The following is a 23,736-nucleotide window of genomic DNA, read 5'->3' as shown; positions in this document are numbered from 1 at the left end:
TTAATTTATATGATAAAAATACTTAGAACCACTTCCGAAGACAGTGATTTTATTCAACTAGTTAAACTTCTTGATGCTGATTTGGCTGTTAGGGATGGGGAGGATCACGGTTTTTATGATCAATTCAATAAGATCGATACTTTAAAACATACAGTGGTACTTTTTGAAAATGATATTGCCGTAGGTTGCGGAGCATTCAAGCAAATCGAAGCGGAAACCGTAGAAATCAAACGAATGTACACCTTGCCCAAAATGCGTGGAAAAGGTCTAGCTACCATTATTTTAAATGATCTTGAAAAATGGGCAGCCAGTAATGGCTTTAAAAAATCTGTGTTGGAAACAGGAAAAAAGCAGCCTGAAGCAATTCGATTATATGAAAAGAATGGATATGTGGTTACTCCTAATTACCCTCCTTACCAAGGTATCGAGAACAGTGTTTGTTTCGAAAAAAAGTTAGTCCGCTAACAATTTATCCAGAATTTGATGGACCGTTTCACTGTTCCAATCGGCCGCGCCTTCGGTATTCATAACTATCATTCCGCTCTTTGAGATTAGATATGTCTTTGGAATGGATTTAGACTGAAGCATTTTAGGGGGTGCCTGAGATTCTAAATATACCGGGAAGTTGTATTTTTTCTTTTGAAGAAACTTCTTAATTTTTGTGGCTTCTTCTGAAGAAACAAAATAAAAATCAACCCTATCTCCATAAGCATCATACAACTTTTGAAACGATGGCATTTCAGCAATACAGGGAGGACACCAGGTAGCCCAGAGATTTAGTACGACTACCTTTCCTTCAGATTGACTAAAATTAATTGTTTCACCTTCTAGATTTGTTAATTGCCAATCGTAAGTATCCAAAACTGCCCTATCCTCAGCTTCCACTTCCGAAGGACTAAATGAAAATACTCTTGTAATAAAAACTTTAATCGGTATCGCGGTTGGTGGAAAGATCAACAAACCAATTACTAGGAAAAATGCAATATTACCCCAATGTTTCTTTATAAATTTCATGCCTCAAAAATAACCAAAAAAAGACGCTACTTATAACGCATCACCCTATTCTCATTAATATTGTGGGCTTTTTAACAATTTTCTGTTCTAGTGTGAAAGGATGCCTAAAAAATTATCGGGAATACTAATGGAAATAAATGTTTCAGGAGAAAATTTCTAAATCAGCCCACCCTCTTTTAACCAACTGTCAGCCAGCTAAGATTAGGCAGAAATTTTTAATCGGATCTCCTTTCGGGAGAAATCAATTAAGTCGTTTTCTTTCATTTTATTCATTATTGCATTAAAGGTGGGACGTGATGTACCGATAAGATGAGCAATATCTTTTTGCGTATATGGATGCTTAATAACCGTATCGCCAGTATTTGGACAGCAATAACCATAATCTTCGGCCAACTCTTGCAAGAATTCGTGAACTCTGGTTTCGGCATCCTTGAACAAAATCGAATCAAGTCGGCGTTCTAATCTTTTTATTCGAAAACCGATTAATTTATATATTCTAAAGCTAAAAGACCTGTTTTCGCGCATTAATTCATGCATGGTTTCCACGCTTACAGGACAAATAGAGGTGGTATTGTCAATAGATTTAGCAAACTCTTTTCTTCTTTCTTCCCCCAAAATTGCCTTTTCCCCAAAAAGTTCGCCCTTCGACAGAATAGCTTTTACAATTTCATCCCCCGCTTCAGTGTAGTGCCCAATCTTTACTTTTCCTTTTTCAATAAGGTAAACTTTACTTGCATGGTCTTCTTCAAAATAAATAAAGTCTTCTTTTTTATAATTTAGAAAATTGTGTTGCTTCTTATATGCCTTAAATTTATGAGGACAAAGCATTCGGAAGAGGTTAACATCCTCCAGCACCCAAATTGATTGCATTGTAAGTTGGTTTTAGTGTTCGAGTGTAGTCGGATTATTGTCATATTCCTTACATAAATTTGTAAGTACGCTATCCCCTTACTAGTAAAAGTAACAGCCCTATTAGGAATTGAGAATCAAAGTGGTAAGTCGATCAAAATTATCCTAAATTTATATGGTCATTATAAATCTAGAATATGGGATCACGGAGAGATTTTGTTAAAAAAACGGCCATAGCAAGCACTGGTATTGCGCTATTACCCGGTCTTGCAATGGGAAGCAGATATAATAATTCTAAAGTAAACCTCAATCTTGGATTTATTGGCGTAGGACTTCGTGGGACGAATCACTTAAATAATATACTTCTAAGGGATGATGTAAATGTGGTAGCCATCTGTGATATCGATTCAAGAAGAAATACCATTGCTCTGGATATTATCGAGAAGGCTGGTATGAAGGTGCCCCAGGTTTTTGATAAGAATGAGTATGATTATAGAAATCTGTTAGCGTTATCGAACGTTGACGCTGTAATTATTTCTACTCCCTGGCTTTGGCATACTCGAATGGCTAAAGATGCAATGGTGGCTGGCAAGTATACAGGATTGGAGGTTTCAGCGGCTAATACCATGGAAGAGTGCTGGGATTTAGTTAATACACATGAACAAACCGGCACCCATCTTATGATATTAGAAAATGTATGTTACAGACGGGATATTCTGGCAGTATTAAATATGGTAAAGCAGGATCTTTTTGGGGAATTGATTCATTTTAGATGTGGCTATCAGCACGATCTTAGGTTTGTAAAACTAAATGATGGCAAAACAGCTTATGGCAAGGGTGTCGAATTTGGTGAGAAAGGCATTTCAGAATCTGCATGGAGAACGCAACATTCATTACTTCGGAATGCCGATGTTTATCCTACCCACGGTATTGGACCGATTGCTGTAATGTGCGATATAAACCGTGGAAATCGATTTGTTTCCATCACCTCTATGGCTTCAAAAGGTGTCGGAATTCATAATTATATCGTTAAAAATGGCGGAAAGGATCACCCCAATGCAAAGTTGAAATTTAAACAAGGTGATGTAATAACTTCCATGATTGAGACTGCAAACGGAGAAACAATAATAGTAACACACGATTGCAATTCGCCACGTCCCTATTCACTCGGGTTCAGGGTTCAAGGCAGTGAAGGGATATGGGAAGTTGATGGCAATCGGATATATATTGAGGATAAAGCAGAAACGCCACATCGATGGGATGAAGCCACAAATTGGTTAGAAAAATACGACCATCCCCTTTGGAAAAAATATGGTGAAAAAGCTTTAGGTGCAGGACATGGCGGAATGGATTTCTTTGTGATTAATGCTTTTATTGAATCTGCGAAACAAAATATAGCACCGCCTTTGGACGCTTATGATGCGGCCGCCTGGAGTGCTATCACTCCTCTTTCTGAAGTATCCATTGCTAACAATGGTGAGCCTCAGGGTTTTCCCGATTTTACGAGAGGAAACTGGGTAAAACGCAAGCCATATCAATGGATGAAGGATTCCTATTAATAAATAGCACTCATAAGTTGTATGAATAGAATTGAAATAAGAACTCCCGCCCGAATTTGTCTCTTTGGAGATCATCAGGATTATCTGGGTTTACCGGTGATCGCTTGTGCTATCGATCGATTCGTTTTTCTGAAAGCGGAGAAGAACAACGATAAAATATTTAGTATTAGCATGCCCGATATTTCTTCGGAAAGGCATATTTCACTTGATAATACTTTCGAACAACTTGAATCATTGGACTTTTTTGGAGCAGCTTTAAGGGTAGTAAAAAGGCATGGTTGTTTTCCTTCGGAAGGATATACGGTTTCAATTCAAGGGAATATTCCAATTAATGCAGGAGTTTCCAGTTCATCTGCAATAGTCGTTGCTTGGATTCATTTTCTTCTGAAGGCATTTGGATGTAACAAACCTGTCACTTCTCAATTAATTGCACAATTAGCTTACGAAGCCGAAATTGTAGAACACGATGCTCCCGGTGGAAGGATGGATCAATATGCAATCGCAATAGGCAATGTTCTTTATATTGATACTTCAACAAATTCAGGTTTTAATACTATTGGAACTACACTTAATGGATTGATTCTGGCCGAGTCAGGGGTACCTAAACAAACGCTAACTACTTTAAAAGATTTGCGATCAAAAGCTGTTTTATCTATAGAATACGTTCAGAAAAAGGATCCAAAATTTGAAATTAAAAATTCAAAGCTTTCCGAATTTGAAGTCCTTAAAAAATATATTCCTGAGGATCTTCAAGCTTACTTTTATGCCGCTATCGCAAATCATGAGATTACGCAAAAGGCGTTGAAACTATTTAAAAGCGATATTATAAATTTTAAGCTTATTGGGAAATTGATGAATGAGCATCATACTATATTAAAAGATGTATTGAAAATTACAGTCCCAACAATTGATACCATGATCACGACTGCTTTACAGCATGAAGCCTATGGAGCGAAAATCGTTGGTTCTGGAGATGGTGGAAGCATAGTTGTCTTATCACCACCCAACAAAGAAAAAATAATAATAGACGCTTTACTTAAAAATGGAGCCAAAGCGGCTTACAAAGTTTCAGTAACTCAGGGTTCAAAAGAAATAAATGCATAAAAATCTTATCATACTAGCCGCCGGAGCATCTTCAAGAATGAAAAATTCTGTGGCGACTTCTTCCCTTTCCGAAGCTGAGAAAAAACAGGCCAATTCAAAGAGTAAAGCCATGATTGGAATCGGTAAAGACAATCGCCCTATGATAGATTATGTACTTTACAATGCCGAAAAAGCCGGGTATCGATCAGTCTATATTGTAATAGGTGAAGATGCAAAAGAATTCAAGGAATACTTTGAAACCCCTACTCCCACTAAAAATTTTAATAAGCTCAACATTTATTTCGCGACACAGTATATCCCCAAAGATCGAACTAAACCTTGGGGTACAGCAGATGCCATATATCAGACATTAAATCAATTTCCACAACTTCATAAAGAAAAATTTACGGTCTGTAATGGTGATAATCTATACTCTATTATGGCGCTAAAGACTATTCGGGAATGCAATCATAGAAATGCTCTTATTTGTTATGACAGAGACGGCTTACAATTTAGTGAAGATCGAATCGCACAATTTGCATTGGTAGTTACAGATGAATCAAATTATTTGAAAGATATTATAGAGAAACCCAATTCTAATGAATTGAATGCATTTAAGGATCCCTTCGGAAAACTTCGGGTGAGCATGAATCTTTTCAAACTGGATGCTTTAGAGATATTCCCATATCTTGAAAGTTGCCCTATTCATGAAATTCGTAATGAAAAGGAACTTCCCACAGCGATATTGTCGCTTTGTAAGGACATTCCAAATGCGGTAAAAGGCATTCCATTAAGTGAGCACGTTCCTGATTTGACCGCGAAAGGTGATATTCTTACACTAAATGAATTTTTGAAAATTAATTTCAATTTTAAGTTTTAGTTCTAGTAAATGAACTTATCCTAGGCTGTGAGTGCTATAGATGATTTAAAAATTTAACAATAAAAGTTAAAATATTATAAAATATATGCTTTTAATCGATTATTTTGGTTTTTAATCGAAAATATTAAAGATTTTTCCTACATTTGAAATGCTCCCCGGCAATAGACTAATAACTTAACGACCTACTTATGTATATCAAAGCTATTCTATTTTTATTGGTGAGCCTTCCATTATTTTCACAAGTCGGAATCGGCATCACATCCCCAACAGCAACATTAGATATTAACGGAGACTTGCGAATACGAAATACAACTCAAGAAACCGAAATAGAAATTGCAAAAGACTCAATGCTGGTCATATCCAGGAACGGTACTGTCAATAGAATATCATCAAAAACAGTGGTAAGCAGTGCACTACGAACGGCAGTTAAAGGAAATTTTTCATCTACCGGTCTTATTTCACTTTCTTTGGTATCAAACACAGCTTTGCTCACTTTCAATGACGAAGAATTCGATTTAAACAATGAATTCAATACAACCACAAGTACATTTACGGCCAAACAAGATGGGATCTATGATGTATATGCTCAGATAAAGGCCAGCGCTTTAATATCGGCTGCAACAAATTTTGGAATTGTAATCCTAAAAAACAACGTAACTACTGCGAAAAGCGACTTTGCGAATGTTGGAGTAATTGGAGTCAATGTCACCCCACCTGTCCGAAATGCACAAACTCTTTTGCAACTTAATGAAGGGGATACTATCACCATTAAAACGATATGTACGCTAGCTACAGTAGATGTTATAGGTGCCAATGAAGATAGTTATTTTACCATTCATCAAATTCGTTAAAACAATGTAAATAAAAAAAAGCTCCCAAAATTGGGAGCTTTTTTTTATTTAAACTATTTAGGAGTTAAGCGTTTTGTTTCTTAATAAGATTCAATGCAGATCCTTCACGATACCATACAATTTGTGCCTCATTATATGTATGATTTGCTTTTATCATGTCTTTACTTCCATCCTTGTGGACAACTTCAATCATTAATGGTTTTCCCGGAGCAAAGTCTGCAATATCAACAAAGTTGAAAGTGTCATCCTCTTGGATTTTATCATAATCAGCTTCGTTAGCAAAAGTAAGTCCCAGCATCCCTTGTTTTTTAAGGTTGGTTTCATGAATACGAGCAAATGATTTTACCAATACAGCCGCTACACCCAAAAATCTTGGTTGCATTGCCGCATGTTCACGTGAAGACCCTTCACCATAGTTATGATCCCCAACTACAATGGTTTTTATACCTGCCGCTTTGTATTGACGTTGAACATCCGGTACACCACCAAACTCACCATTCAATTGATTTTTAACAAAGTTTGTTTTCTTTCCAAATGCATTTACCGCACCAATCAAAGTATTGTTTGCAATATTATCAAGATGTCCTCTGAAACGCAGCCAAGGTCCAGCCATAGAAATATGGTCGGTTGTACATTTACCAAAGGCTTTTATCAATAATTTCATGCCCTGTAATTCACTGTCTTTAATTGGAAGGAAGGGTTCCAACAATTGTAATCTTTCCGAAGTCAAACTCACCTTAACATCAATCTTACTTCCATCTTCAACCGGTTCCAAATATCCATTGTCTTCAACGTCAAAACCTTTTGGAGGTAATTCTATACCCTGAGGGATTTCAAGTTTCACTTCCTGACCATCTTCATTAAGTAAAGTATCATTCATTGGATCGAAATCTAGTCGGCCAGAAATTGCGATAGCCGCTACCATTTCCGGAGATCCCACAAAAGCATGTGTATTTGGATTTCCGTCAGCACGTTTAGAGAAATTTCTATTAAAAGAGTGTACTATAGTATTTTTCTCTTCCCCTTTTCGGTCACTTCTGTCCCATTGTCCAATACATGGTCCACAGGCATTAGTAAATATAGTAGCACCAAGGTTTTCAAAAACTTTGAGCAACCCATCTCTTTCGGCTGTGAATCGAATCTGTTCCGATCCCGGATTAATTCCGAAGTCACTTTTAGGTTTTAATTTTTTATCAATGGCTTGTTGAGCGATAGAAGCCGCACGTGTAAGATCTTCATAAGATGAATTAGTACACGACCCTATTAAACCCCAATCTACTTTTAGTGGCCAGTCATTTTTTCTAGCCTTCTCGCCTAGTTCTCCAACCGGTGTTGCCAAATCTGGAGTAAATGGTCCATTTAAATGTGGGCGTAAAGTAGTTAAATCAATCTCAATAACCTCATCGAAGTATTTTTCCGGATTTGCATACACCGCATCATCTCCAGTTAGGTGTTCTCTAATTTTATTTGCTTCATCCGCTATATCAGATCGGTCTGTCGCTCTAAGGAAACGTTCCATAGAATCATCATATCCAAATGTAGAAGTGGTTGCGCCGATTTCGGCACCCATATTACAGATTGTTCCTTTACCGGTACAAGATAGATTTTTGGCACCAGGTCCAAAATATTCTACAATAGCACCAGTTCCACCTTTTACAGTAAGTATTCCTGCTACTTTTAGGATCACATCTTTAGAAGCTGTCCAACCGTTTAATTCACCTGTTAATTTTACACCTATTAATTTTGGAAATTTTAATTCCCAAGGCATTCCTGCCATCACATCCACTGCATCTGCACCACCTACTCCGATGGCTACCATTCCTAATCCTCCGGCATTTACGGTATGTGAATCTGTACCAATCATCATTCCTCCTGGAAACGCATAATTTTCTAGTACCACTTGATGTATAATTCCAGCTCCCGGTTTCCAGAAACCAATTCCGTATTTATCTGAAACAGACTCCAGAAAGTCGAAAACTTCGTTACTGGTTTCGTTAGCACGTTTTAAATCTGCCTTTGCTCCTTGTTTTGCCTGTATTAGGTGATCACAATGAACTGTTGTTGGTACGGCTACCTTTGTTTTACCCGCTTGCATAAACTGCAATAAAGCCATTTGTGCAGTCGCATCCTGACAAGCGATTCGATCTGGAGCAAAATCTACATAATCCTTTCCTCTAGCAAATGCTTTTGACGGGATACCATCCCAAAGGTGATTGTATAATATTTTTTCTGAAAGTGTTAATGGTTTTCCCACAATTTCCCGTGCTTTATCCACACGTTCCGCCATTTGGGAATACACTTTTTTGATCATTTCTATATCGAATGCCATAATACTGTTTTTTATTAATTGATTGAACTAACACCCTAAGAGAAGCACTCTCAGTGACGAAATGCAAAAGTACGAAAATTTGAAATAATTCAAAAATAATTAGCGAACTAAGCAATTCGTTGAATTATTCACAACAAAATAGCATTATTCATTTCAATAATTATCAATATCGTAATTTTAGATATACAAAATTGAGGATTTATAAATTTAAGTACTTCGGAAAGACTTATAATCCTCAAGATATTCTTTGGCAATTAATAGCTTTCAGAAGAAAAAATGGTATTGCAGAAAACTATTCAGGAAAAAGAAACCTTAAAACAACGACTGAATAATTTCTTCAATGGAAAGTCCTTCCGCTTCTGCCTTATAATTTTTAATCATACGATGACGAAGTATTCCAAAAGCAGCATTTTGCACATCGGCTATATCGGGTGAATATTTACCATGTAAAATAGCATGCGATTTGGCAGCCAAAATTAAATTTTGTGAAGCCCTTGGCCCTGCCCCCCAATCGATATAATTTTTCACAATTTCGGGAGCCGCCTGACTCTTTGGCCTGGTTTTTCCAACTAAAGTAACTGCATATTCAATTACATTGTCTGCTACAGGAACTCGGCGAATTAATTGCTGAAATTCGATAATTTCTTCTGCCGTGAAAAGGGCATTTACCTTTTTAGTCTCACCAGAGGTAGTGCTTTTTACCACTTCAACCTCTTCCGAAAAACTTGGGTAGTCGAGATTGATTGCAAACATAAAGCGATCCAGTTGAGCTTCAGGTAGCGGATAAGTTCCTTCTTGCTCGATTGGGTTTTGAGTAGCTAAAACAAAATAGGGAAGGTCTAATTTGTAATGATGACCTGCAACAGTTACCGCTCGTTCCTGCATAGCTTCCAAGAGAGCTGCCTGAGTTTTTGGTGGTGTACGGTTAATCTCATCCGCTAGAATAATATTCGCGAAAATTGGGCCTTTAATAAATTTAAACTCTCTATTCTGATCAAGAATTTCCGATCCTAATATGTCACTTGGCATTAAATCGGGAGTAAATTGAATTCGTTTAAATTGGAGCCCTAATGCCTCTGCAACAGTATTAACGAGTAGAGTCTTCGCAAGTCCAGGCACTCCAATTAGTAAGGCGTGACCTCCAGAAAAAATTGCTAACAGCACCTGATCTACGACTTCATCCTGCCCAACAATTACTTTTTTAATTTCCTGCTTAAGTGCATTATATTTTGAAACGAGTTGTGACACTGCTGCTACATCTGACATAGATTTATCCTTAGTTTATTTTTTTACCCAATTACTTGCATATTCACAATCACGATAATCTTCATTCACGTTCACATACGTTTCGTTAATCTTTTCTTCCTGCCATTTTTCAATTGCTCGGATTTGTTTTTCCTTAAGCGCTAATTCCTTAATTTTCTCGTAATCCTTTACATAATCCGCGGGATGTTCTTCCAATCGGTTGGTAATAGTCAATATCTTAAACTTACTTCTTCCGGTCCTGTCTCTGTCTGTAAAAACCTTAGACACTTCGCCTTCCTTTAAATTGTAAACTTGCGCACTCAAGGTTGGATCCATTTTGGTAAGATCGAATTTCGTATCGAAGGTGGTAGGATTTACCGATTGTCCTCCGTTATTTCGAGTTTCCTTATCGTCTGAATATCGCATCGCAGCTTCAGCAAAGCTAATATCCCCGGCAATTATTTTATCACGGAGACTATCTATTTTGCTTTTAGCACCATCAATCACAGTTTGTGAAACTTCAGGAAACAAAAGCACATGACGTACATCCACTTCCTGGCCTCGAATTTTATCGACTGTTAATATATGAAAACCAAAATCGGTTTCAAAAGGTTCACTCACCTCTCCTTCCAATAATGAAAAGGCATTATCTTTAAATTCTTTTGCCATAGGACCATTTCTCCTAACTCCTTCATACAAACCACCTCGGGATGCTGACCCCGGATCTTTTGAATAAAGCACAGCTTTAGTCGCAAAACTAGAACCACTTTCTATTACATCTTCTCGCATTTGATTCAGTTTGTCTATAACTCCCTGTCTTGCTTGCACCGTAATTTCAGGCTCAATCACTATTTGGGCAACTTCAACTTCAGCACTAAATATAGGACGCTCATCTTCAGGGATAGCGAAGAAAAACGAACGCACTTCCTCTGGAGTAATCTCGACATTCGCAACCACTTTCGATTGCATACGATTTGCAAGTTCCATGTCTTTCTTGGCATCGAACAAATCTTTTCTCAATTCGGCCATTGTCTCCTTGCGATAATACTGTACGACCTTATCCTCACTACCAATCTCACTCACCATATATTGTATAAGTTGATCAACCTGTGGATTAATTTCGGCGTCCGCGATAAGTATACTATCGATTTTTGCTTGATGAAGGTATAATTTATCTTCCATCAACTTTCCCATTAATTGACAACGGGTAATATCTTCAATAGAAACTCCTGTGCTTTGCAATTCGACGTAACTTTTGTCTATATCACTATCAAGAATCACATATTCACCAATCACAGCCGACACTCCTTCAGCTTTGAAACGCTTAAATGGGAGTACTGTATCTTTTTTTAATTCAGAGATTTCCGAAGTACTATTTTTTACTACCCCTGTGCTATCTACAACAATTACTTCCTGTCCAAAACTAATTGTTTGAACAAATAGAAGCATTACTACCAATAGGTTAATTGGGCGTATAAATTTCAAAGTCATCATTTTTAATTGCATCTTTTGTAATATCTTTTTCTAATTCTTTTATAAGCTCAAGCTTCCGCTTGTTCAAAATAATCTGTTCGATGGTAGGTTTAATATGAGAAAGTGGTGCTAAATCATTAGGTTTCAGCAGATTTTCAATTTTCACCAAATATACTCCTAATGAATCTTGTAATTGTGTAAAATTAGATTTTTTTAACACTTGACTACTATTTGCTTCCACAACAGGTAATGCCTTAAAAATCGCGTTTTTTTCGATCCAAATCGAATCGTTAAGATTAACAGCTTTAAATTGTATACTCAAGTCGCTTAGTTCCTTTTTATCGGATGCATTAAAGCGAACAAATTTATCCTTTGTCTCTCGAATATTAGAGTAATTCTTGTCTAAATGAATAAATCGAATTTGGATCAATTCATCGTTCAGTTTAAAATTTTCTTTGTTCAACTCATAGAATTCGTCATACTCTTTATTCGAAATAGTATTGTCCATTTGCTGCGCAATTATGGCACTTTTATACGCTTCGGTATAAAGATCATTTTTGTACTGTTGTACTAAGTTGTTAAAGTTATTAAGCTTTTCCTGAGACAAGTTTATTTTAGCCTGATCTATAAGAAGCTTCTGGGTTGCCCAGCGGTTGATATAATTTGTCACGATTAGAATACTATCTTCTTTGGAAGTCCCTTCAAAAGTTAAATCCACAAGATCCTTCTTGTACAAATAATTATCGTTCACACGTGCCACAGGAGTTTCACTCGGACCCTGTTTAAAATACTCACAAGACACCAATGTAAAAGCAATCAGAATTATCCAGACTGTTTTTTGCATTAAGAATTAAGTTCTTTTTTTACTTTTTTGAGTGCTTTTTTGTTTATTTCAACATCGTATTTTGAACGAAGTCCTTCTATCCAGGTTTTCTCTAGATACGTTTGATACTCACTCATTACCTTACCTTTTACGGCATCTAGTTCTTTCACTTCGGAAGGCATTACTTCCCGAACATTCACTATTACAAATCGATTATCTTTGGAGTAAATTGGTGAAACCCCTTTAATTGCATTAAAACTTTCCGGCAACTCTCTTTTTCCCAATTCAAATTTTCCATCCGATACGATTACATTTACAGTATCGTCTGTATTCATAGCAGCTTTAATTTCATCTGCAGTTTTAGCTTCTTTCAATAAGGACTCAACCTGTTTGGCCGCTTCGTTACTAGTGGCGGAGTATATAACTCCTTCCACTCGTTCTCCCCATTGATAATTATTTTTTATGGTTTCGTAGAATTTTTTTAGACCAACAGAATCATTTTTTGCTTTGGTCCAGATATTTTCATTCATCACATCGAAGATCAATAAGCCATTGCGATACTCATTAAGTATAGCGCCATATTCTTCATTCTCTTCTTCAAGGTTTTCTTTATAATACTTTAGTAATTCGAAAGTTTCAAATTCATCGTAAAAAGAAGCCAACATATTATCTTTTTGCTTAAAACCTCCTATTCTTCTTTGTCCTTTAGTGAGAAAAGCTCCAAAATCATTATAAGTAAACTCCTTCTTATCAAGCTTAAAGATTACTTTATTTTTTGAAGCATCAACATCAGCAAACTTCCAGTCTTTTCCGAAATAATCGGTTTTAAGCTCGTCATTAAAATACTTCTTGTATCCGGTCACAACTTTGTAATCGAACAACTCTTTAATTTTATCATTTAGAGCCGAGGTTACCATTTTAGAACGCAATCCTCCCTTTAATTTACTTAATAACTGTTCCTTTTCATCTTCAAAAGTGGTTATTGGAAACTTTTCCTCTAATCTAATGATATGCCATCCAAACTGAGTCTTTACAGGATCGGAAACATCACCACTCTTTTGAAGATTATAAGCAGCATCTTCAAATTCCGGAGCACGTAAATCCCCTCTTCTAAATGAACTTAACTTCCCTCCCTGTTTTGCTGAATTTTTGTCATCTGAGTATTGTTTTGCAAGGCTTTCGAATGTTTCACCCTGTTTTAACAATGCACTAATTTCATTTATTCGTTCTTTTGGATCAAAGGTCCTTTCCTCACCATTATCGGCGATCATTATATGAGAAACAGATATCTTTTCGGCCCTTATTCTACGATCATTCACTTTTATAATATGATACCCAAAACGAGTTCTCACGATATTGGAGATCTTGCCAGGCTTAGTGTTATAGGCCATATTTTCGAATGGATACACCATGTTAAACACAGTGAAATAACCCAGCTTACCAGCAGATTTGTTAGCATTTGGTTCTTCAGAATAAGTCTTCACTAAGGTTTCAAAATCTTCACCTGCGCGTGCTTTATCAAGCACCATTTTAGCCTTATTGTAAGCTTTTAATGTATCCTGAGGACTATCTTCGTAGTCAGCCAGAATTAAAATATGATCAGCGTTTATTTCCTCTAAACCCCTATCGTAAGCTTCATGCGCCAATTCATTGGTTACTTCTTCTTCATAGATATAGTTTCTCGATAATTGATCCCGGTATTTATTGAATTCATCAATGTAAGCCTTATTCTCATCAAGTTTTTCGGCATGCGCCTCAGCCACTTTCAGGTTATAATCAATAAATAGGTCTAAGTAACCATCAACACTTTTTTGTGATTCTTCTTTTACCAAATCAAGATTCTTGCTATATACCCTTATAAATTCCGAAGAGTAAACAGGTTTTCCATTCACAGTGAGTAAGACATCTTTCTTATTCTGTGATATTGATGTAGCACAAACAAATAATACTAAAATTGAAACAATATACTTCTTCATTTTTCTGAAACTTATTTAATGAGATTGAAACTTGGCAAAAATAACAAAAAGCTATCGTTACACAAGTTTCATACCCTAACGTTTTAATCAATTTTCTAGTGTATTTTCTGAAAGTTTAGCATTGTTTATTTTCGTAAATTGCATTTAGCGTTAAAATCATTAATTAATGAAGTATACTTCCGAAATACAAATTAATCTTTCAAGAGAGAAAGTAATTGAAAAACTTGATAATGCTAAAAATATGAAGCATTGGCAAAAAGGCCTGATTGGTTATGAATTTTTAAGTGATGATCCAAAGGCTGTCGGCGCAAAGATGAATCTTTCGTACAAAATGGGTAAAAGAGAAATTGAGATGACAGAAACCATAATAAAAAATGACTTTCCCAAAGAGTTTCATGCCGTATATGACGCAAAAGGAGTTCATAATATTCAAAAGAATTATTTTAGTGAAGTTGACGCCAATACCACTAAATGGGTCAGTGAAAATGAATTCCAATTTGGAGGCCTTATGATGAAAGTAATGGGGTTCCTTATGCCGGGAGCCTTCAAAAAACAATCCATGAAGTATTTAATCGATTTTAAAAATTTTGCCGAAAAAGGAATTTCGGTAGCAGAATAATTATGACAGAAAGAGTGAAATTGATTTGGGATTTTAGAGGTCCCAATGCAGCACCCATAGCCAAGCATCACGCAAAACATTTGGGAGAATTTGCGGATACGGAAGGTTTACTCAATACCTTACACGGATTTGAGAAATTCTCTGAACACCATCATATTGCTTATTTGGTAGTGGATAAAACACATATGAACGATCTTAGAGAGAGCTTAAAACCAACCCGAGGACAACTATATAATAAAAAATGAAAGCATTCTTCAAAGAAAAATTCGAATACAATCACCAATGTAATGAAAAGGTGATTAATCAAATTATTGAAAATAGCAATGCTTATTCCGATAAAGTGGCTACACTCATAAGTCATTCGTTAATTGCCCATGAAATATGGAACAGCCGTATTCTTAAGCTAAACTCATCAACAGGAGTATGGGACAAATTTCCTACTTCAGAATTAATAGAAATAAATCAAATAAATTTCGAAGCAAGTCAGCAAATTGTTAGACAATTCGAAGTCGAGGAAGTTGTTTCATACATAAACACTAAAGGGAAAACCTATGAAAATAGCGTAGCTGATATTCTTTTTCACATCATCAATCACAGCACATATCATCGTGGTCAGATCGTCTCAGCGCTTAAACTGGAAGGTGTTTCCCCAGCTGTTACTGATTATATCTTTTTTAAGCGTTAGGTAGAAATTAAAATCAAAAACTCAATTTTATTACAGTTTCTTGGTAGCTGCCAAGTTAAAAAGTTGGCTTAATTATTGAATGTCTGGCACTAACACTATAAATACTCAGAAAATTATTTAATTTTGCAACTTCATTTAAAAAAAGAATCATGAAACTTATAAAAATTTTATTTTTATTTATTAGCATTAGCACTTTCGCACAATCTAAAGTTGGAACTATAGATATTGATTATGTATTATCTAAAATGCCAAATTTAGCAGGTGCTCAGGCTCAAGTAGATGCTTACGGACAAGGACTGGACACAGATCTTAAGAAAAAATTTGACTCCTATAACGTTTTAATAGAAGCTTATAAAAATGGTGAGGCTGGTTTTACAGCAGCTGTGAAAAATGAGAAACAACAAGAAATCGCAAAAATTGAAGATGACATTAACAAGTTTCAACAAAACGGAGGACAATTGATAAAAATCAAGAGAGACGAAGTATTACGTCCCTTTTACGAAAAGATTGGAGCCTCTTTAGACAAGATTTCGAAGACAGAAGGTTTCACACAGGTGTTTCAAATAAGCAATGATATTGTTTATATTGATGCTACTTTGGACCTAACGATCAAGGTTTTAACCGATCTTGGTATTACAGTAAAAGAAGGAGAATAATCCTTTTTAGCTTAATGACACAAAAAAAGGAACTCATAATGAGTTCCTTTTTTTATATTCTAAATTTCTAAGATTTTATCTCGAGTAATTCGGCGACTCTTTGGTAATAGTGACATCATGCGGATGACTCTCGTTAATTCCGCTGGCAGTAATTTTTACAAACCTTCCGGTTTCCTTTAAAGTTTCAATGTCTTTTGCTCCGCAGTATCCCATTCCGGCACGTAGCCCTCCAATAAACTGAGTCATGCTTTCCAGCAACTCTCCTTTATAATTAACACGGCCAACAATTCCTTCAGGAACCAGTTTTTTAATATCGTCTTCCACATCCTGAAAATAACGATCCTTTGAGCCTTGTTTCATAGCTTCCACAGATCCCATTCCACGATAAGATTTAAACTTACGCCCTTCATAAATAATGGTTTCTCCCGGAGATTCTTTCGTTCCAGCTAAGAGTGAACCCAACATTACGCTATCGGCTCCGGCAGCAATGGCTTTAGGTATATCACCGGTGTAACGAATACCTCCATCGGCAATTACAGGAACACCGCTTCCTTTAATGGCAGCAGCCACCTCCAAAACAGCAGAAAATTGAGGGAAACCAACACCTGCAACGACACGAGTCGTGCAAATAGATCCTGGTCCAATTCCTACTTTAACAGCGTCGGCTCCAGCTTTGACCAAATATTTGGCAGCTTCGGCAGTTGCGATATTTCCCACGACAACATCAAGTTTTGGGAATCTTTTCTTCACCGCTTTTAAAACTGTTACCACTCCTTTAGTATGACCATGAGCTGTATCGATAATCACTGCATCAACTTGCGCATTTACCAAAGCTTCCGCTCTTTCTACAGCATCCGGAGTAACTCCAAGAGCAGCGGCAACACGAAGTCTTCCGAATTTATCCTTATTGGCATTAGGTTTCTGAGTAAGTTTTGTAATATCTCTAAATGTGATTAATCCAAGTAATTTCCCGGATTCATCAGTTACAGGTAATTTTTCTATTTTATTTTTCTGAAGAATAAGCTCGGCTTCTTTCAATGAAGTCCCTTGGGCAACAGTAACAAGATTTTTAGTGGTCATTACCTCGCTAAGCTTGCGATTGAAGTTCTTTTCGAAACGAAGATCTCGGTTAGTGACTATACCAACTAACTTACCTTTGGAATCGGTTATTGGAATACCACCTATACTATACTCACGCATAGTGCTTTGTGCATCACCAACAGTTGCCGTTTTTGGAAGTGTCACCGGATCCTGAATCATGCCACTTTCGGCACGCTTTACTTTTCGAACCTCAGCTGCCTGTTCTTCGATGCTCATATTTTTATGAAGCACACCAATTCCTCCTTCACGGGCAATTGCGATCGCCATAGCACTTTCGGTAACCGTATCCATGGCAGCCGAAATAATGGGAACATTTAAAGTAATATTCCTGGAAAATTTTGTTTTAATAGAAACCTCTCTAGGTAAAACTTCAGAATAGGCGGGTATTAATAATACGTCGTCGTATGTAAGACCTTCTCCTAGAATTTTGTTTTCGTGTGCAGTCATCGCAATTAAATTTAAGATGTGAAGTTACCGTAATTGGTTACTATTTAATTGCGTGCAAATATAATGAAATTTAAGTGATAACTATAAGTTTCTTTTAGTAAATCCACGAGGAATATAAAGCGTTTCACTATCGTAAAAACTAATATATACTAAAATAGGTTGCTTTATATTTCCGTAACTCACTTCATATACATCCACCAAGCCAACTCCATCCATCCCATTTTCACTTTCATAAGAACAACAACTTCCGCGTCTGTGAAATGTTAATTGCTCTCCATAAGGACCAGCAAGCGAAGCTAGATACCTGCGCTGATTCACCGAACTCTTTTCACCTACCATTACCGGGTTTTCTCCCGAAAGCCCATAATTATCGTCAGGAGCATCTCGTGTAACATCCAAAAAAGGTTCAAAATCTTCCGATGTTGAATATCCGTTTGTTGAGGTACTTAAAATATCAGGACCATTAGTGCCTACAGTTGTCGTTTTTTTTGCACCACATGAAATCAGTAAAAAAGCTGCGACGAAGAGGAAAAAGAACTTATTCATAAACGTATTTTTTATGAAAGTACAACTATTTCTTTTCCGAAGAAAATAATTGTATTAAAACCGCTCCCGCTCCTATCACAAAAACAGCGGTCATTAAAGTACCGGAAATCATCACCACATACTTCATCCAGCCAACACCTTTCCAGAGAAAATAAATTCCGCCAAAAGTGAGAATTATTGAAACAAATGGTTCAATCATTAGAAAGGACTTCAACTTTAAAGGCAGAGAAGAAATAGCTAATAAACCCCCTAACAAGAAAAAAATAAACGACATCGAGAGAATGTGCGTGTGAATAATAGTAAGCATTTCTCGCTCTCCTTTTTCGAATTTCATCACCTTAACATCTTCCACTTCTTCGTTACCAAGATAATTCTCCTCAATCCCGTCTGGGTTGGTAGATTCTGTTTGTCCAACAAAAAGCAGCCCACTGATATATCCAATGCTCAATACAACTACGAAGGCAGCGATAAAAAATTTTATGTGCTTCGGAAAGCTATGTATGAGTCCGTGAAGCTGCATTATAGAAGTGATTTTTTCTGAAGTTTTGCAATACTCTGAAGCAAATCGTTCACAGCACGCGTCATAGATTTTACCGAAATAGTGGCGCCACTTATTGGAATAATATCCATATTGTACACTAATTCTTCTGAAGCTGAGGAGGCACCTATAAATTGTTTTAACCAACGCTTACTTCCAATTTCTCCCCCATACTCCTCCCGATATACCAACACTTTACTTTTGGTAATGATAAAGTCAGTATCGAAGAGCACCAAATAATCGAAGGTAGCGGTTTTACTGGGAGCATTACCTATATAACCGTAACCCAGTGACTTCCCATTTGATGAAATTTTAAACAAATTACCATCACCAAATTCTGAAGTGGTTGCCTTGTTGGCAGCTTCAGAAATATCGATTGCACTTTTCTCGAAAGTTTCTAATTCATAAAACTTCGCAATTTCTTTATCTGCCTTTTTTACAATCTTTTCAGGAATAATAAAAGCGGAACAAAAGACGACTATGCTGAGTAATAAGAACGATTTTTTTAGCATTTTGCAAATGTATTTAAAACTAATTTTATAATAGCTATTGAAAAAATAAATGTCAATCAGAGCCGGTCAATCTAAAAGAAGTACAGTATCAACTTCCTTTAATTCGCCAACCCCAACTAACTCCTTAACACTAACAATATATTTATTCCAATTAATTAAGCATTAAAACCAAACTCCAATTCCAAAGTTTAATTGATTTGCGACTTCTAAGTTATCCGCAGCATTTTCTCTAAACTGATAATCTCCTTTTACTACAACTCCCGGAGCAATATGGTAGGACAAACCCGTAGTAATATCCTGACGGTTAAAAGCATCATTTCTTTGAAGACTTCCATCGGTCGCGGCATGGGTATCGTATTGTTCAAATCTCGCAAAGGCATATAGTTTTTGCTGAGCCGTTAACGGTAATAAATTGTAAGCTCCTTCTACATAAAACCCTTGTAATGCACTTCCAAGATCCTTATCTGTTGCATTATTGTATGCTTCAGTATCGCTCAATGAGGCATAAATAAATTGTCCTCTTGCAGTAAATCTTCGGAAGGCGTAGCGGGCATCGAACCCAACCATAGCGATCCCAATGTTGGCCCCTTCCATTTCTTCAATGTCATCTGCAGCCTGAGTCTTTCCGAAGTAACCAGACAAACCTAAACGCAGTCCCGGAAGGCCGTAATAATCAATTTTAGTCGATAAAGTTGGAGAATCTACAGTAGACTCGATCCCTTTTTGACGACCACTTCTAAGTCCGTTGCTGCCTTTTAAAAACCCGGAAATTCCTCCTTCACCATCGGCTTGGGTAGATTTAAATCCGTTAAAAACATACACCTGATATCCTAAAGATGCATTCGGGAAACGACCCGTCACCCCTACTCCTAATTCTCTCCAGGTAGTTGGAACAATAGCATTATCTACCGCTGGGCGCTCCACTCCGTTGTAAGTCGTAGGTTCGTGATATTCGTTGATTATTCCCATAGGCACCAACATTAATCCACCTCGCAAGCTAATATTATCACCTACGGCGTAGTTAATAAACGCTTGTTCTACAAAAATTTCTTCTACATGCTCTATTTCAATTTCAGAAACGAATTGTGTTTTGTCGTTAAACTTATATCCTAAAAGTAATACCAATCGATGAACATCTAAAGTACCATTATCACCTTCCGGCTGATTATAATCTATTTGTCCATAAGCCCCTATTGTAACCTTGTTTCCGAAGTTACCAGAAAGCAAAGTTTGAGCAGCATTCATCTGATTCTGAGGATTGTTAACAGAGTCCTGAGCTGTTTGAGCCAAGGTAATTCCTGATATAATTAAGAGGGCTAGTAATGCAATGTTTTTCATTTATTTTTATTTAGACTGAATATAAATAGTTATTAATTTCAGCCGCAAAAATAAAATTGAAATCGCTTTTACGCAAGTTTATTTAGAATAATTTTAAATAAAGTTTTAGAATTATTTATACTTCCTTCAATTGCAGTTAATTAGAAGATACTTTAAGGAGGTTTTTATATTCAATTCTGGCAATCGTTGCCCATTGAAGAAGTAATTTTACTTCATTTTCTTTTAAATTGCCATGTAACCAGGTATATGAATCCAATGGCATTTCCTCTTTTTCGACCATTTCGATCAGTTCTTCCAACTTGTGTTCCTTTTTCTTCACCGAATATGTATCCCAAGCCGAGACATTAAAGTGTCCTTTCCCTACTTTAATGTGATCTGCCAGCCAAAAAGAAACTGGCGCAATCTCTGCATACCAAGGGTATCGTGTTTGATCACTGTGGCAATCATAGCAGTTTTCCTTTAAAATCATCCCTACTTCCACAGAAGGTTTTACTTCATTTTCGAAAGTAGTTACACTTTCATATCCACCTTGATTTTTATCGGGACGTATAAACTGAATTACCACTAAAGCAATTAGCAGAACAATTAAAAAATACTTTATAAATTTATGCATACCTACTTTTTGATGGGTTTTAGAGATTTCATATAATTTATTACAGCTTTACGAACATCGAAGGCAGCTTCAGATGGAATCGGTTCGTAGACCTCTATAATACCGGGATTATCAGCTTTCAGAAAAGGAATATCATATCCTTTCATTAAAAAATCACTCATCGCAATCGTATACTCATCATTAATTCTAATGGGTTTCGAATTGATCATCCATCCTGCGATATCACTCTCTTTAATATTGTGACGTTGCAAATATGCTCCGGTCCCACTTTTGGATTTCCCATACTCCAAAACTTCTATAAGCAGGCTACCTTTTAGTTTCACCTTCACCACCTTTCCTCCAAATGGAAGCACCCTAAAAACATCAAGACTACTTATATCTCCATCGAGCATATCATCCAATCGGAAAGACCCGCCATTAACGATAGCCGCCTGTGCAGGTATGTTAAAAGAAGTAGCCATTGCGGCAGTAAAAATATCGCCTAAATTAGTCTGTATTCCCCTATTTGCACTATCTGTACCATCCAATGGAGGTTTCGCATGAAATACAATTTCGTTAGGATCGGAAATTACTTCTTTTATGTTTTTATCTAATATATCATTCCATTTATCCACCAAAGCTTTCACTTTAGGACTGGAACTTATCTTGTCATCTACAGGCATTAAATGCGAATCTATCTTTAAATTTTTTGTTTTCTTATTGTAGGTAAGCGTATGTATATAAATGGTTTTGGCGTTAGCATCTGCTTTTGCAATAATTGTGTTATTCACAGGAACCAACATGCCATAATGCTCATGGCCACCCATAATTAGCTGTAAATCAGGTAATTTATTTGCCAACGCTTTATCCTCTTCCAAACTTAAATGTGTAAAACCAACTACAAAATCTACCTTGTCTATTAATTCATTGTACGCCCTAACTCCTTCTAAAATTACATCACCATAAGCAACAAATTCTACCGGATTAGTAGGCGTAGTCACACTAAAAAAACCAACTTTCACTCGATCGCCTTCCTTATCTTCTATAGTAAGTATATAGGTCTCTTTTATCGGAATATTTCCTATATCATTCTTAACCATAAACACCTCCTTGCCTTTGGAAGTTATTTGCTTTACATTGGCAGAAGTCCAGATGAAATTTGATTCATTTAATCTATTCTGAAGGGCTTTTTCTCCAACATCAAATTCATGGTTTCCGAAGGTGACCAAATCGAAATTCATCGCATTCATCACCTCTACCATATGCTTTCCATTTACACGCTCTCCATCAACTTTAAGAGTACCTAATAAGGATGGATTCAAAAAATCCCCTGCCATAAACATATAGGTATTCGGATTTACATTGACCACTGAATCCCTGATATGAGCAACTCTTGCGAGTCCGCCATATAAACCACCTCCCAAAGGCGCAATTTCATATACATCGTTTAATTGAATGAATTTAAAGCTTATTTCGTCAGAGCTTTCTGTTACCGGAAGACTTTGTTGAGTACCACAGCTTTGGAGAACTAACAATAATATCGATACGAAAATCGGCAAATAACCCATTTTCTTGAAAATAGTACGATTAGAATAGCGCATAATCATGATGGTTTATAAATTAGTACATTAAAGATAAGTGATTCATTTTAATAGAGACCAAAAATGTTCTATACTAACCCGGGTTTGACCGTAGGCATTAAAACAATTATGTTTTCAGTTAATCAATGGTACCGATTAAACACCTTGGATGCCTCGTTATGAGCACTTTCGAACGACATCGGATTTATATTACTATCGACTTTATTTGTAGTAAAATAGCTTAGCATTTTTTCCGTAGGCATATTTCCGGTAAGCTCATCTTTTGCCATCGGGCAGCCTCCAAAACCTTGTATTGCGCCATCAAATCTTCTGCAGCCTGAAGTATATGCTGCATCTATTTTTTCATGCCAAGCCGTTGGTGTAGTGTGTAAATGCGCTCCGAATTCTATATTTGGATAGGCTTTAATCAGTTTAGAAAATAAATAGGTTATGATTTCTGGAGTCGAAGAACCAACTGTATCACTTAGAGAGAGAATTTTTACGCCCATAGCTGCAAGTTTTTCGGTCCACTCACCTACTATTTCCACATTCCAGGGATCACCATAAGGATTCCCAAAGCCCATTGATAAATAAGCCACCACCTCTTTGTTATTTGCATCTGCCAGATTTAGAATCTCATCGAGAATGTCTATGGATTGTGCAATTGTCTTATGAGTATTCCGCATCTGAAAATTCTCAGAAATCGAAAAAGGATATCCCAAATAATCAATTTCAGGATGTAAAACGGCCGCTTCAGCACCTCGAACATTTGCAATGATCGCCAATAACTTACTATCGCTAGCCGAGAGATCTAATTTTGACAGCACTTCGGCAGTGTCCTGCATTTGCGGAATTGCCTTGGGAGAAACAAAGCTTCCGAAGTCAATAGTATCGAAACCGCAGCGCAAAATAGACTGAATATACTGTACCTTTTCCTCGGTTGGAATCCAATCTTTGATTCCCTGCATGGCATCACGAGGACATTCTATAAGTTTTACTTTTTGCATTAGTGTAAAGATAGTATTTTGGAATACGTTTTA

The 23,736-nt window shown here is 36.6% G+C and carries 24 protein-coding genes; 9 read left to right on the top strand and 15 right to left on the bottom strand.

All coding sequences use genetic code 11. The features are described from left to right. The first annotated feature begins 9 nt into the window (after positions 1-9). Positions 10-465: a GNAT family N-acetyltransferase gene (locus tag BXY75_RS14085; protein ID WP_121908397.1), complete on the top strand. Its 456-nt coding sequence runs from the start codon at positions 10-12 to the stop codon at positions 463-465. On the opposite strand, the gene BXY75_RS14080 is transcribed toward BXY75_RS14085, so the two are convergent. Both BXY75_RS14080 and BXY75_RS14075 read right to left on the bottom strand, forming a co-directional pair. Further along, entirely contained in the window at positions 454-1,014 is a 561-nt protein-coding gene (locus BXY75_RS14080; RefSeq protein ID WP_121908396.1) for a TlpA family protein disulfide reductase, read from the bottom strand. The genes BXY75_RS14085 and BXY75_RS14080 overlap by 12 nt on opposite strands. Before the next feature lie 201 nt (positions 1,015-1,215). Then, positions 1,216-1,884, bottom strand: coding sequence for a Crp/Fnr family transcriptional regulator (locus BXY75_RS14075; protein ID WP_121908395.1), 669 nt, complete (start codon positions 1,882-1,884; stop codon positions 1,216-1,218). Between the two features lie 176 nt (positions 1,885-2,060). Between BXY75_RS14075 and BXY75_RS14070 the strand changes: the two genes are divergently transcribed. From BXY75_RS14070 to BXY75_RS14055, 4 genes are all read left to right on the top strand, one after another. Next, positions 2,061-3,422, top strand: coding sequence for a Gfo/Idh/MocA family protein (locus tag BXY75_RS14070; protein WP_121908394.1), 1,362 nt, complete (start codon positions 2,061-2,063; stop codon positions 3,420-3,422). Positions 3,423-3,443: 21 nt separating this feature from the next. Then, complete coding sequence (locus BXY75_RS14065; RefSeq protein ID WP_121908393.1) at positions 3,444-4,526, top strand: mevalonate kinase family protein; 1,083 nt, start codon at positions 3,444-3,446, stop codon at positions 4,524-4,526. Further along, positions 4,519-5,385, top strand: a complete 867-nt coding sequence (locus BXY75_RS14060; RefSeq protein ID WP_121908392.1) for a sugar phosphate nucleotidyltransferase — start codon at positions 4,519-4,521, stop codon at positions 5,383-5,385. Before BXY75_RS14065 ends, BXY75_RS14060 begins: the two co-directional genes overlap by 8 nt. Before the next feature lie 188 nt (positions 5,386-5,573). Continuing rightward, the gene (locus BXY75_RS14055) at positions 5,574-6,236 is read left to right on the top strand and encodes a hypothetical protein (RefSeq protein WP_121908391.1); all 663 of its coding nucleotides are present in this window, start codon (positions 5,574-5,576) and stop codon (positions 6,234-6,236) included. Between the two features lie 64 nt (positions 6,237-6,300). Here the strand turns inward: BXY75_RS14055 and BXY75_RS14050 are convergent, their stop codons facing one another. The 5 genes from BXY75_RS14050 to BXY75_RS14025 form a co-directional block, all read right to left on the bottom strand. Then, complete coding sequence (locus tag BXY75_RS14050) at positions 6,301-8,565, bottom strand: aconitate hydratase (protein WP_121908390.1); 2,265 nt, start codon at positions 8,563-8,565, stop codon at positions 6,301-6,303. Between the two features lie 312 nt (positions 8,566-8,877). Further along, positions 8,878-9,831: an AAA family ATPase gene (locus tag BXY75_RS14040; RefSeq protein ID WP_121908388.1), complete on the bottom strand. Its 954-nt coding sequence runs from the start codon at positions 9,829-9,831 to the stop codon at positions 8,878-8,880. 15 nt (positions 9,832-9,846) lie between these two features. Then, a complete protein-coding gene (locus tag BXY75_RS14035; RefSeq protein WP_245962985.1) occupies positions 9,847-11,301 on the bottom strand; it encodes a peptidylprolyl isomerase in 1,455 nt (484 codons plus the stop codon). Continuing rightward, positions 11,273-12,127, bottom strand: coding sequence for a peptidyl-prolyl cis-trans isomerase (locus BXY75_RS14030; RefSeq protein WP_121908386.1), 855 nt, complete (start codon positions 12,125-12,127; stop codon positions 11,273-11,275). The genes BXY75_RS14035 and BXY75_RS14030 overlap by 29 nt, the downstream gene beginning before the upstream one ends. After that, a complete protein-coding gene (locus tag BXY75_RS14025; protein WP_121908385.1) occupies positions 12,127-14,082 on the bottom strand; it encodes a peptidylprolyl isomerase in 1,956 nt (651 codons plus the stop codon). Before BXY75_RS14025 ends, BXY75_RS14030 begins: the two co-directional genes overlap by 1 nt. Before the next feature lie 166 nt (positions 14,083-14,248). Here BXY75_RS14025 and BXY75_RS14020 point away from each other — a divergent pair, with 166 nt between their 5' ends. The 4 genes from BXY75_RS14020 (at position 14,249) to BXY75_RS14005 (ending at position 16,042) form a co-directional block, all read left to right on the top strand. After that, positions 14,249-14,701 (top strand): SRPBCC family protein, encoded by a 453-nt coding sequence (locus BXY75_RS14020; RefSeq protein WP_121908384.1) that lies wholly within the window; start codon positions 14,249-14,251, stop codon positions 14,699-14,701. A 2-nt stretch (positions 14,702-14,703) separates the two neighbouring features. After that, complete coding sequence (locus BXY75_RS14015) at positions 14,704-14,946, top strand: hypothetical protein (RefSeq protein ID WP_121908383.1); 243 nt, start codon at positions 14,704-14,706, stop codon at positions 14,944-14,946. Further along, positions 14,943-15,386 (top strand): DinB family protein, encoded by a 444-nt coding sequence (locus BXY75_RS14010; protein ID WP_121908382.1) that lies wholly within the window; start codon positions 14,943-14,945, stop codon positions 15,384-15,386. The genes BXY75_RS14015 and BXY75_RS14010 overlap by 4 nt, the downstream gene beginning before the upstream one ends. A gap of 149 nt (positions 15,387-15,535) precedes the next feature. Further along, entirely contained in the window at positions 15,536-16,042 is a 507-nt protein-coding gene (locus BXY75_RS14005; RefSeq protein ID WP_121908381.1) for an OmpH family outer membrane protein, read from the top strand. Positions 16,043-16,117: 75 nt separating this feature from the next. On the opposite strand, the gene guaB is transcribed toward BXY75_RS14005, so the two are convergent. From guaB to BXY75_RS13965, 8 genes are all read right to left on the bottom strand, one after another. Beyond that, positions 16,118-17,590, bottom strand: a complete 1,473-nt coding sequence (guaB, locus tag BXY75_RS14000) for an IMP dehydrogenase (protein ID WP_121908380.1) — start codon at positions 17,588-17,590, stop codon at positions 16,118-16,120. A gap of 81 nt (positions 17,591-17,671) precedes the next feature. Continuing rightward, entirely contained in the window at positions 17,672-18,136 is a 465-nt protein-coding gene (locus BXY75_RS13995) for a hypothetical protein (RefSeq protein WP_121908379.1), read from the bottom strand. A gap of 25 nt (positions 18,137-18,161) precedes the next feature. Continuing rightward, positions 18,162-18,656, bottom strand: a complete 495-nt coding sequence (locus tag BXY75_RS13990) for a hypothetical protein (protein ID WP_121908378.1) — start codon at positions 18,654-18,656, stop codon at positions 18,162-18,164. Next, positions 18,656-19,186: an FMN-binding protein gene (locus BXY75_RS13985; RefSeq protein WP_121908377.1), complete on the bottom strand. Its 531-nt coding sequence runs from the start codon at positions 19,184-19,186 to the stop codon at positions 18,656-18,658. Before BXY75_RS13985 ends, BXY75_RS13990 begins: the two co-directional genes overlap by 1 nt. A 162-nt stretch (positions 19,187-19,348) precedes the next feature. Beyond that, positions 19,349-20,524: a hypothetical protein gene (locus tag BXY75_RS13980; RefSeq protein WP_121908376.1), complete on the bottom strand. Its 1,176-nt coding sequence runs from the start codon at positions 20,522-20,524 to the stop codon at positions 19,349-19,351. A 136-nt stretch (positions 20,525-20,660) separates the two neighbouring features. Next, entirely contained in the window at positions 20,661-21,137 is a 477-nt protein-coding gene (locus BXY75_RS13975; protein WP_121908375.1) for a heme-binding domain-containing protein, read from the bottom strand. Between the two features lie 2 nt (positions 21,138-21,139). Next, positions 21,140-22,717 carry a bifunctional metallophosphatase/5'-nucleotidase gene (locus tag BXY75_RS13970; protein ID WP_245962979.1) on the bottom strand — a complete coding sequence of 526 codons (1,578 nt, stop codon included), beginning with the start codon at positions 22,715-22,717 and terminating at the stop codon, positions 21,140-21,142. Between the two features lie 122 nt (positions 22,718-22,839). Further along, complete coding sequence (locus BXY75_RS13965; protein WP_121908374.1) at positions 22,840-23,703, bottom strand: hydroxymethylglutaryl-CoA lyase; 864 nt, start codon at positions 23,701-23,703, stop codon at positions 22,840-22,842. Between the last annotated feature and the right edge of the window lie 33 nt (positions 23,704-23,736).

The sequence above is a fragment of the Ulvibacter antarcticus genome (assembly GCF_003688405.1).
Lineage (GTDB): Bacteria > Bacteroidota > Bacteroidia > Flavobacteriales > Flavobacteriaceae > Ulvibacter > Ulvibacter antarcticus.
Note: the sequence above shows the minus strand (reverse complement) of the source record. Positions and strands in the feature narration are given on the sequence as shown.

What these genes read in the sequence shown, in the direction of transcription:
- BXY75_RS14085 (WP_121908397.1), top strand. Translation starts at nt 10, where the DNA reads ATGATAAAAATACTTAGAACCACTTCCGAAGACAGTGATTTTATTCAA.
- BXY75_RS14080 (WP_121908396.1), bottom strand. Translation starts at nt 1,014, where the DNA reads ATGAAATTTATAAAGAAACATTGGGGTAATATTGCATTTTTCCTAGTA.
- BXY75_RS14075 (WP_121908395.1), bottom strand. Translation starts at nt 1,884, where the DNA reads ATGCAATCAATTTGGGTGCTGGAGGATGTTAACCTCTTCCGAATGCTT.
- BXY75_RS14070 (WP_121908394.1), top strand. Translation starts at nt 2,061, where the DNA reads ATGGGATCACGGAGAGATTTTGTTAAAAAAACGGCCATAGCAAGCACT.
- BXY75_RS14065 (WP_121908393.1), top strand. Translation starts at nt 3,444, where the DNA reads ATGAATAGAATTGAAATAAGAACTCCCGCCCGAATTTGTCTCTTTGGA.
- BXY75_RS14060 (WP_121908392.1), top strand. Translation starts at nt 4,519, where the DNA reads ATGCATAAAAATCTTATCATACTAGCCGCCGGAGCATCTTCAAGAATG.
- BXY75_RS14055 (WP_121908391.1), top strand. Translation starts at nt 5,574, where the DNA reads ATGTATATCAAAGCTATTCTATTTTTATTGGTGAGCCTTCCATTATTT.
- BXY75_RS14050 (WP_121908390.1), bottom strand. Translation starts at nt 8,565, where the DNA reads ATGGCATTCGATATAGAAATGATCAAAAAAGTGTATTCCCAAATGGCG.
- BXY75_RS14040 (WP_121908388.1), bottom strand. Translation starts at nt 9,831, where the DNA reads ATGTCAGATGTAGCAGCAGTGTCACAACTCGTTTCAAAATATAATGCA.
- BXY75_RS14035 (WP_245962985.1), bottom strand. Translation starts at nt 11,301, where the DNA reads ATGACTTTGAAATTTATACGCCCAATTAACCTATTGGTAGTAATGCTT.
- BXY75_RS14030 (WP_121908386.1), bottom strand. Translation starts at nt 12,127, where the DNA reads ATGCAAAAAACAGTCTGGATAATTCTGATTGCTTTTACATTGGTGTCT.
- BXY75_RS14025 (WP_121908385.1), bottom strand. Translation starts at nt 14,082, where the DNA reads ATGAAGAAGTATATTGTTTCAATTTTAGTATTATTTGTTTGTGCTACA.
- BXY75_RS14020 (WP_121908384.1), top strand. Translation starts at nt 14,249, where the DNA reads ATGAAGTATACTTCCGAAATACAAATTAATCTTTCAAGAGAGAAAGTA.
- BXY75_RS14015 (WP_121908383.1), top strand. Translation starts at nt 14,704, where the DNA reads ATGACAGAAAGAGTGAAATTGATTTGGGATTTTAGAGGTCCCAATGCA.
- BXY75_RS14010 (WP_121908382.1), top strand. Translation starts at nt 14,943, where the DNA reads ATGAAAGCATTCTTCAAAGAAAAATTCGAATACAATCACCAATGTAAT.
- BXY75_RS14005 (WP_121908381.1), top strand. Translation starts at nt 15,536, where the DNA reads ATGAAACTTATAAAAATTTTATTTTTATTTATTAGCATTAGCACTTTC.
- guaB (WP_121908380.1), bottom strand. Translation starts at nt 17,590, where the DNA reads ATGACTGCACACGAAAACAAAATTCTAGGAGAAGGTCTTACATACGAC.
- BXY75_RS13995 (WP_121908379.1), bottom strand. Translation starts at nt 18,136, where the DNA reads ATGAATAAGTTCTTTTTCCTCTTCGTCGCAGCTTTTTTACTGATTTCA.
- BXY75_RS13990 (WP_121908378.1), bottom strand. Translation starts at nt 18,656, where the DNA reads ATGCAGCTTCACGGACTCATACATAGCTTTCCGAAGCACATAAAATTT.
- BXY75_RS13985 (WP_121908377.1), bottom strand. Translation starts at nt 19,186, where the DNA reads ATGCTAAAAAAATCGTTCTTATTACTCAGCATAGTCGTCTTTTGTTCC.
- BXY75_RS13980 (WP_121908376.1), bottom strand. Translation starts at nt 20,524, where the DNA reads ATGAAAAACATTGCATTACTAGCCCTCTTAATTATATCAGGAATTACC.
- BXY75_RS13975 (WP_121908375.1), bottom strand. Translation starts at nt 21,137, where the DNA reads ATGCATAAATTTATAAAGTATTTTTTAATTGTTCTGCTAATTGCTTTA.
- BXY75_RS13970 (WP_245962979.1), bottom strand. Translation starts at nt 22,717, where the DNA reads ATGCGCTATTCTAATCGTACTATTTTCAAGAAAATGGGTTATTTGCCG.
- BXY75_RS13965 (WP_121908374.1), bottom strand. Translation starts at nt 23,703, where the DNA reads ATGCAAAAAGTAAAACTTATAGAATGTCCTCGTGATGCCATGCAGGGA.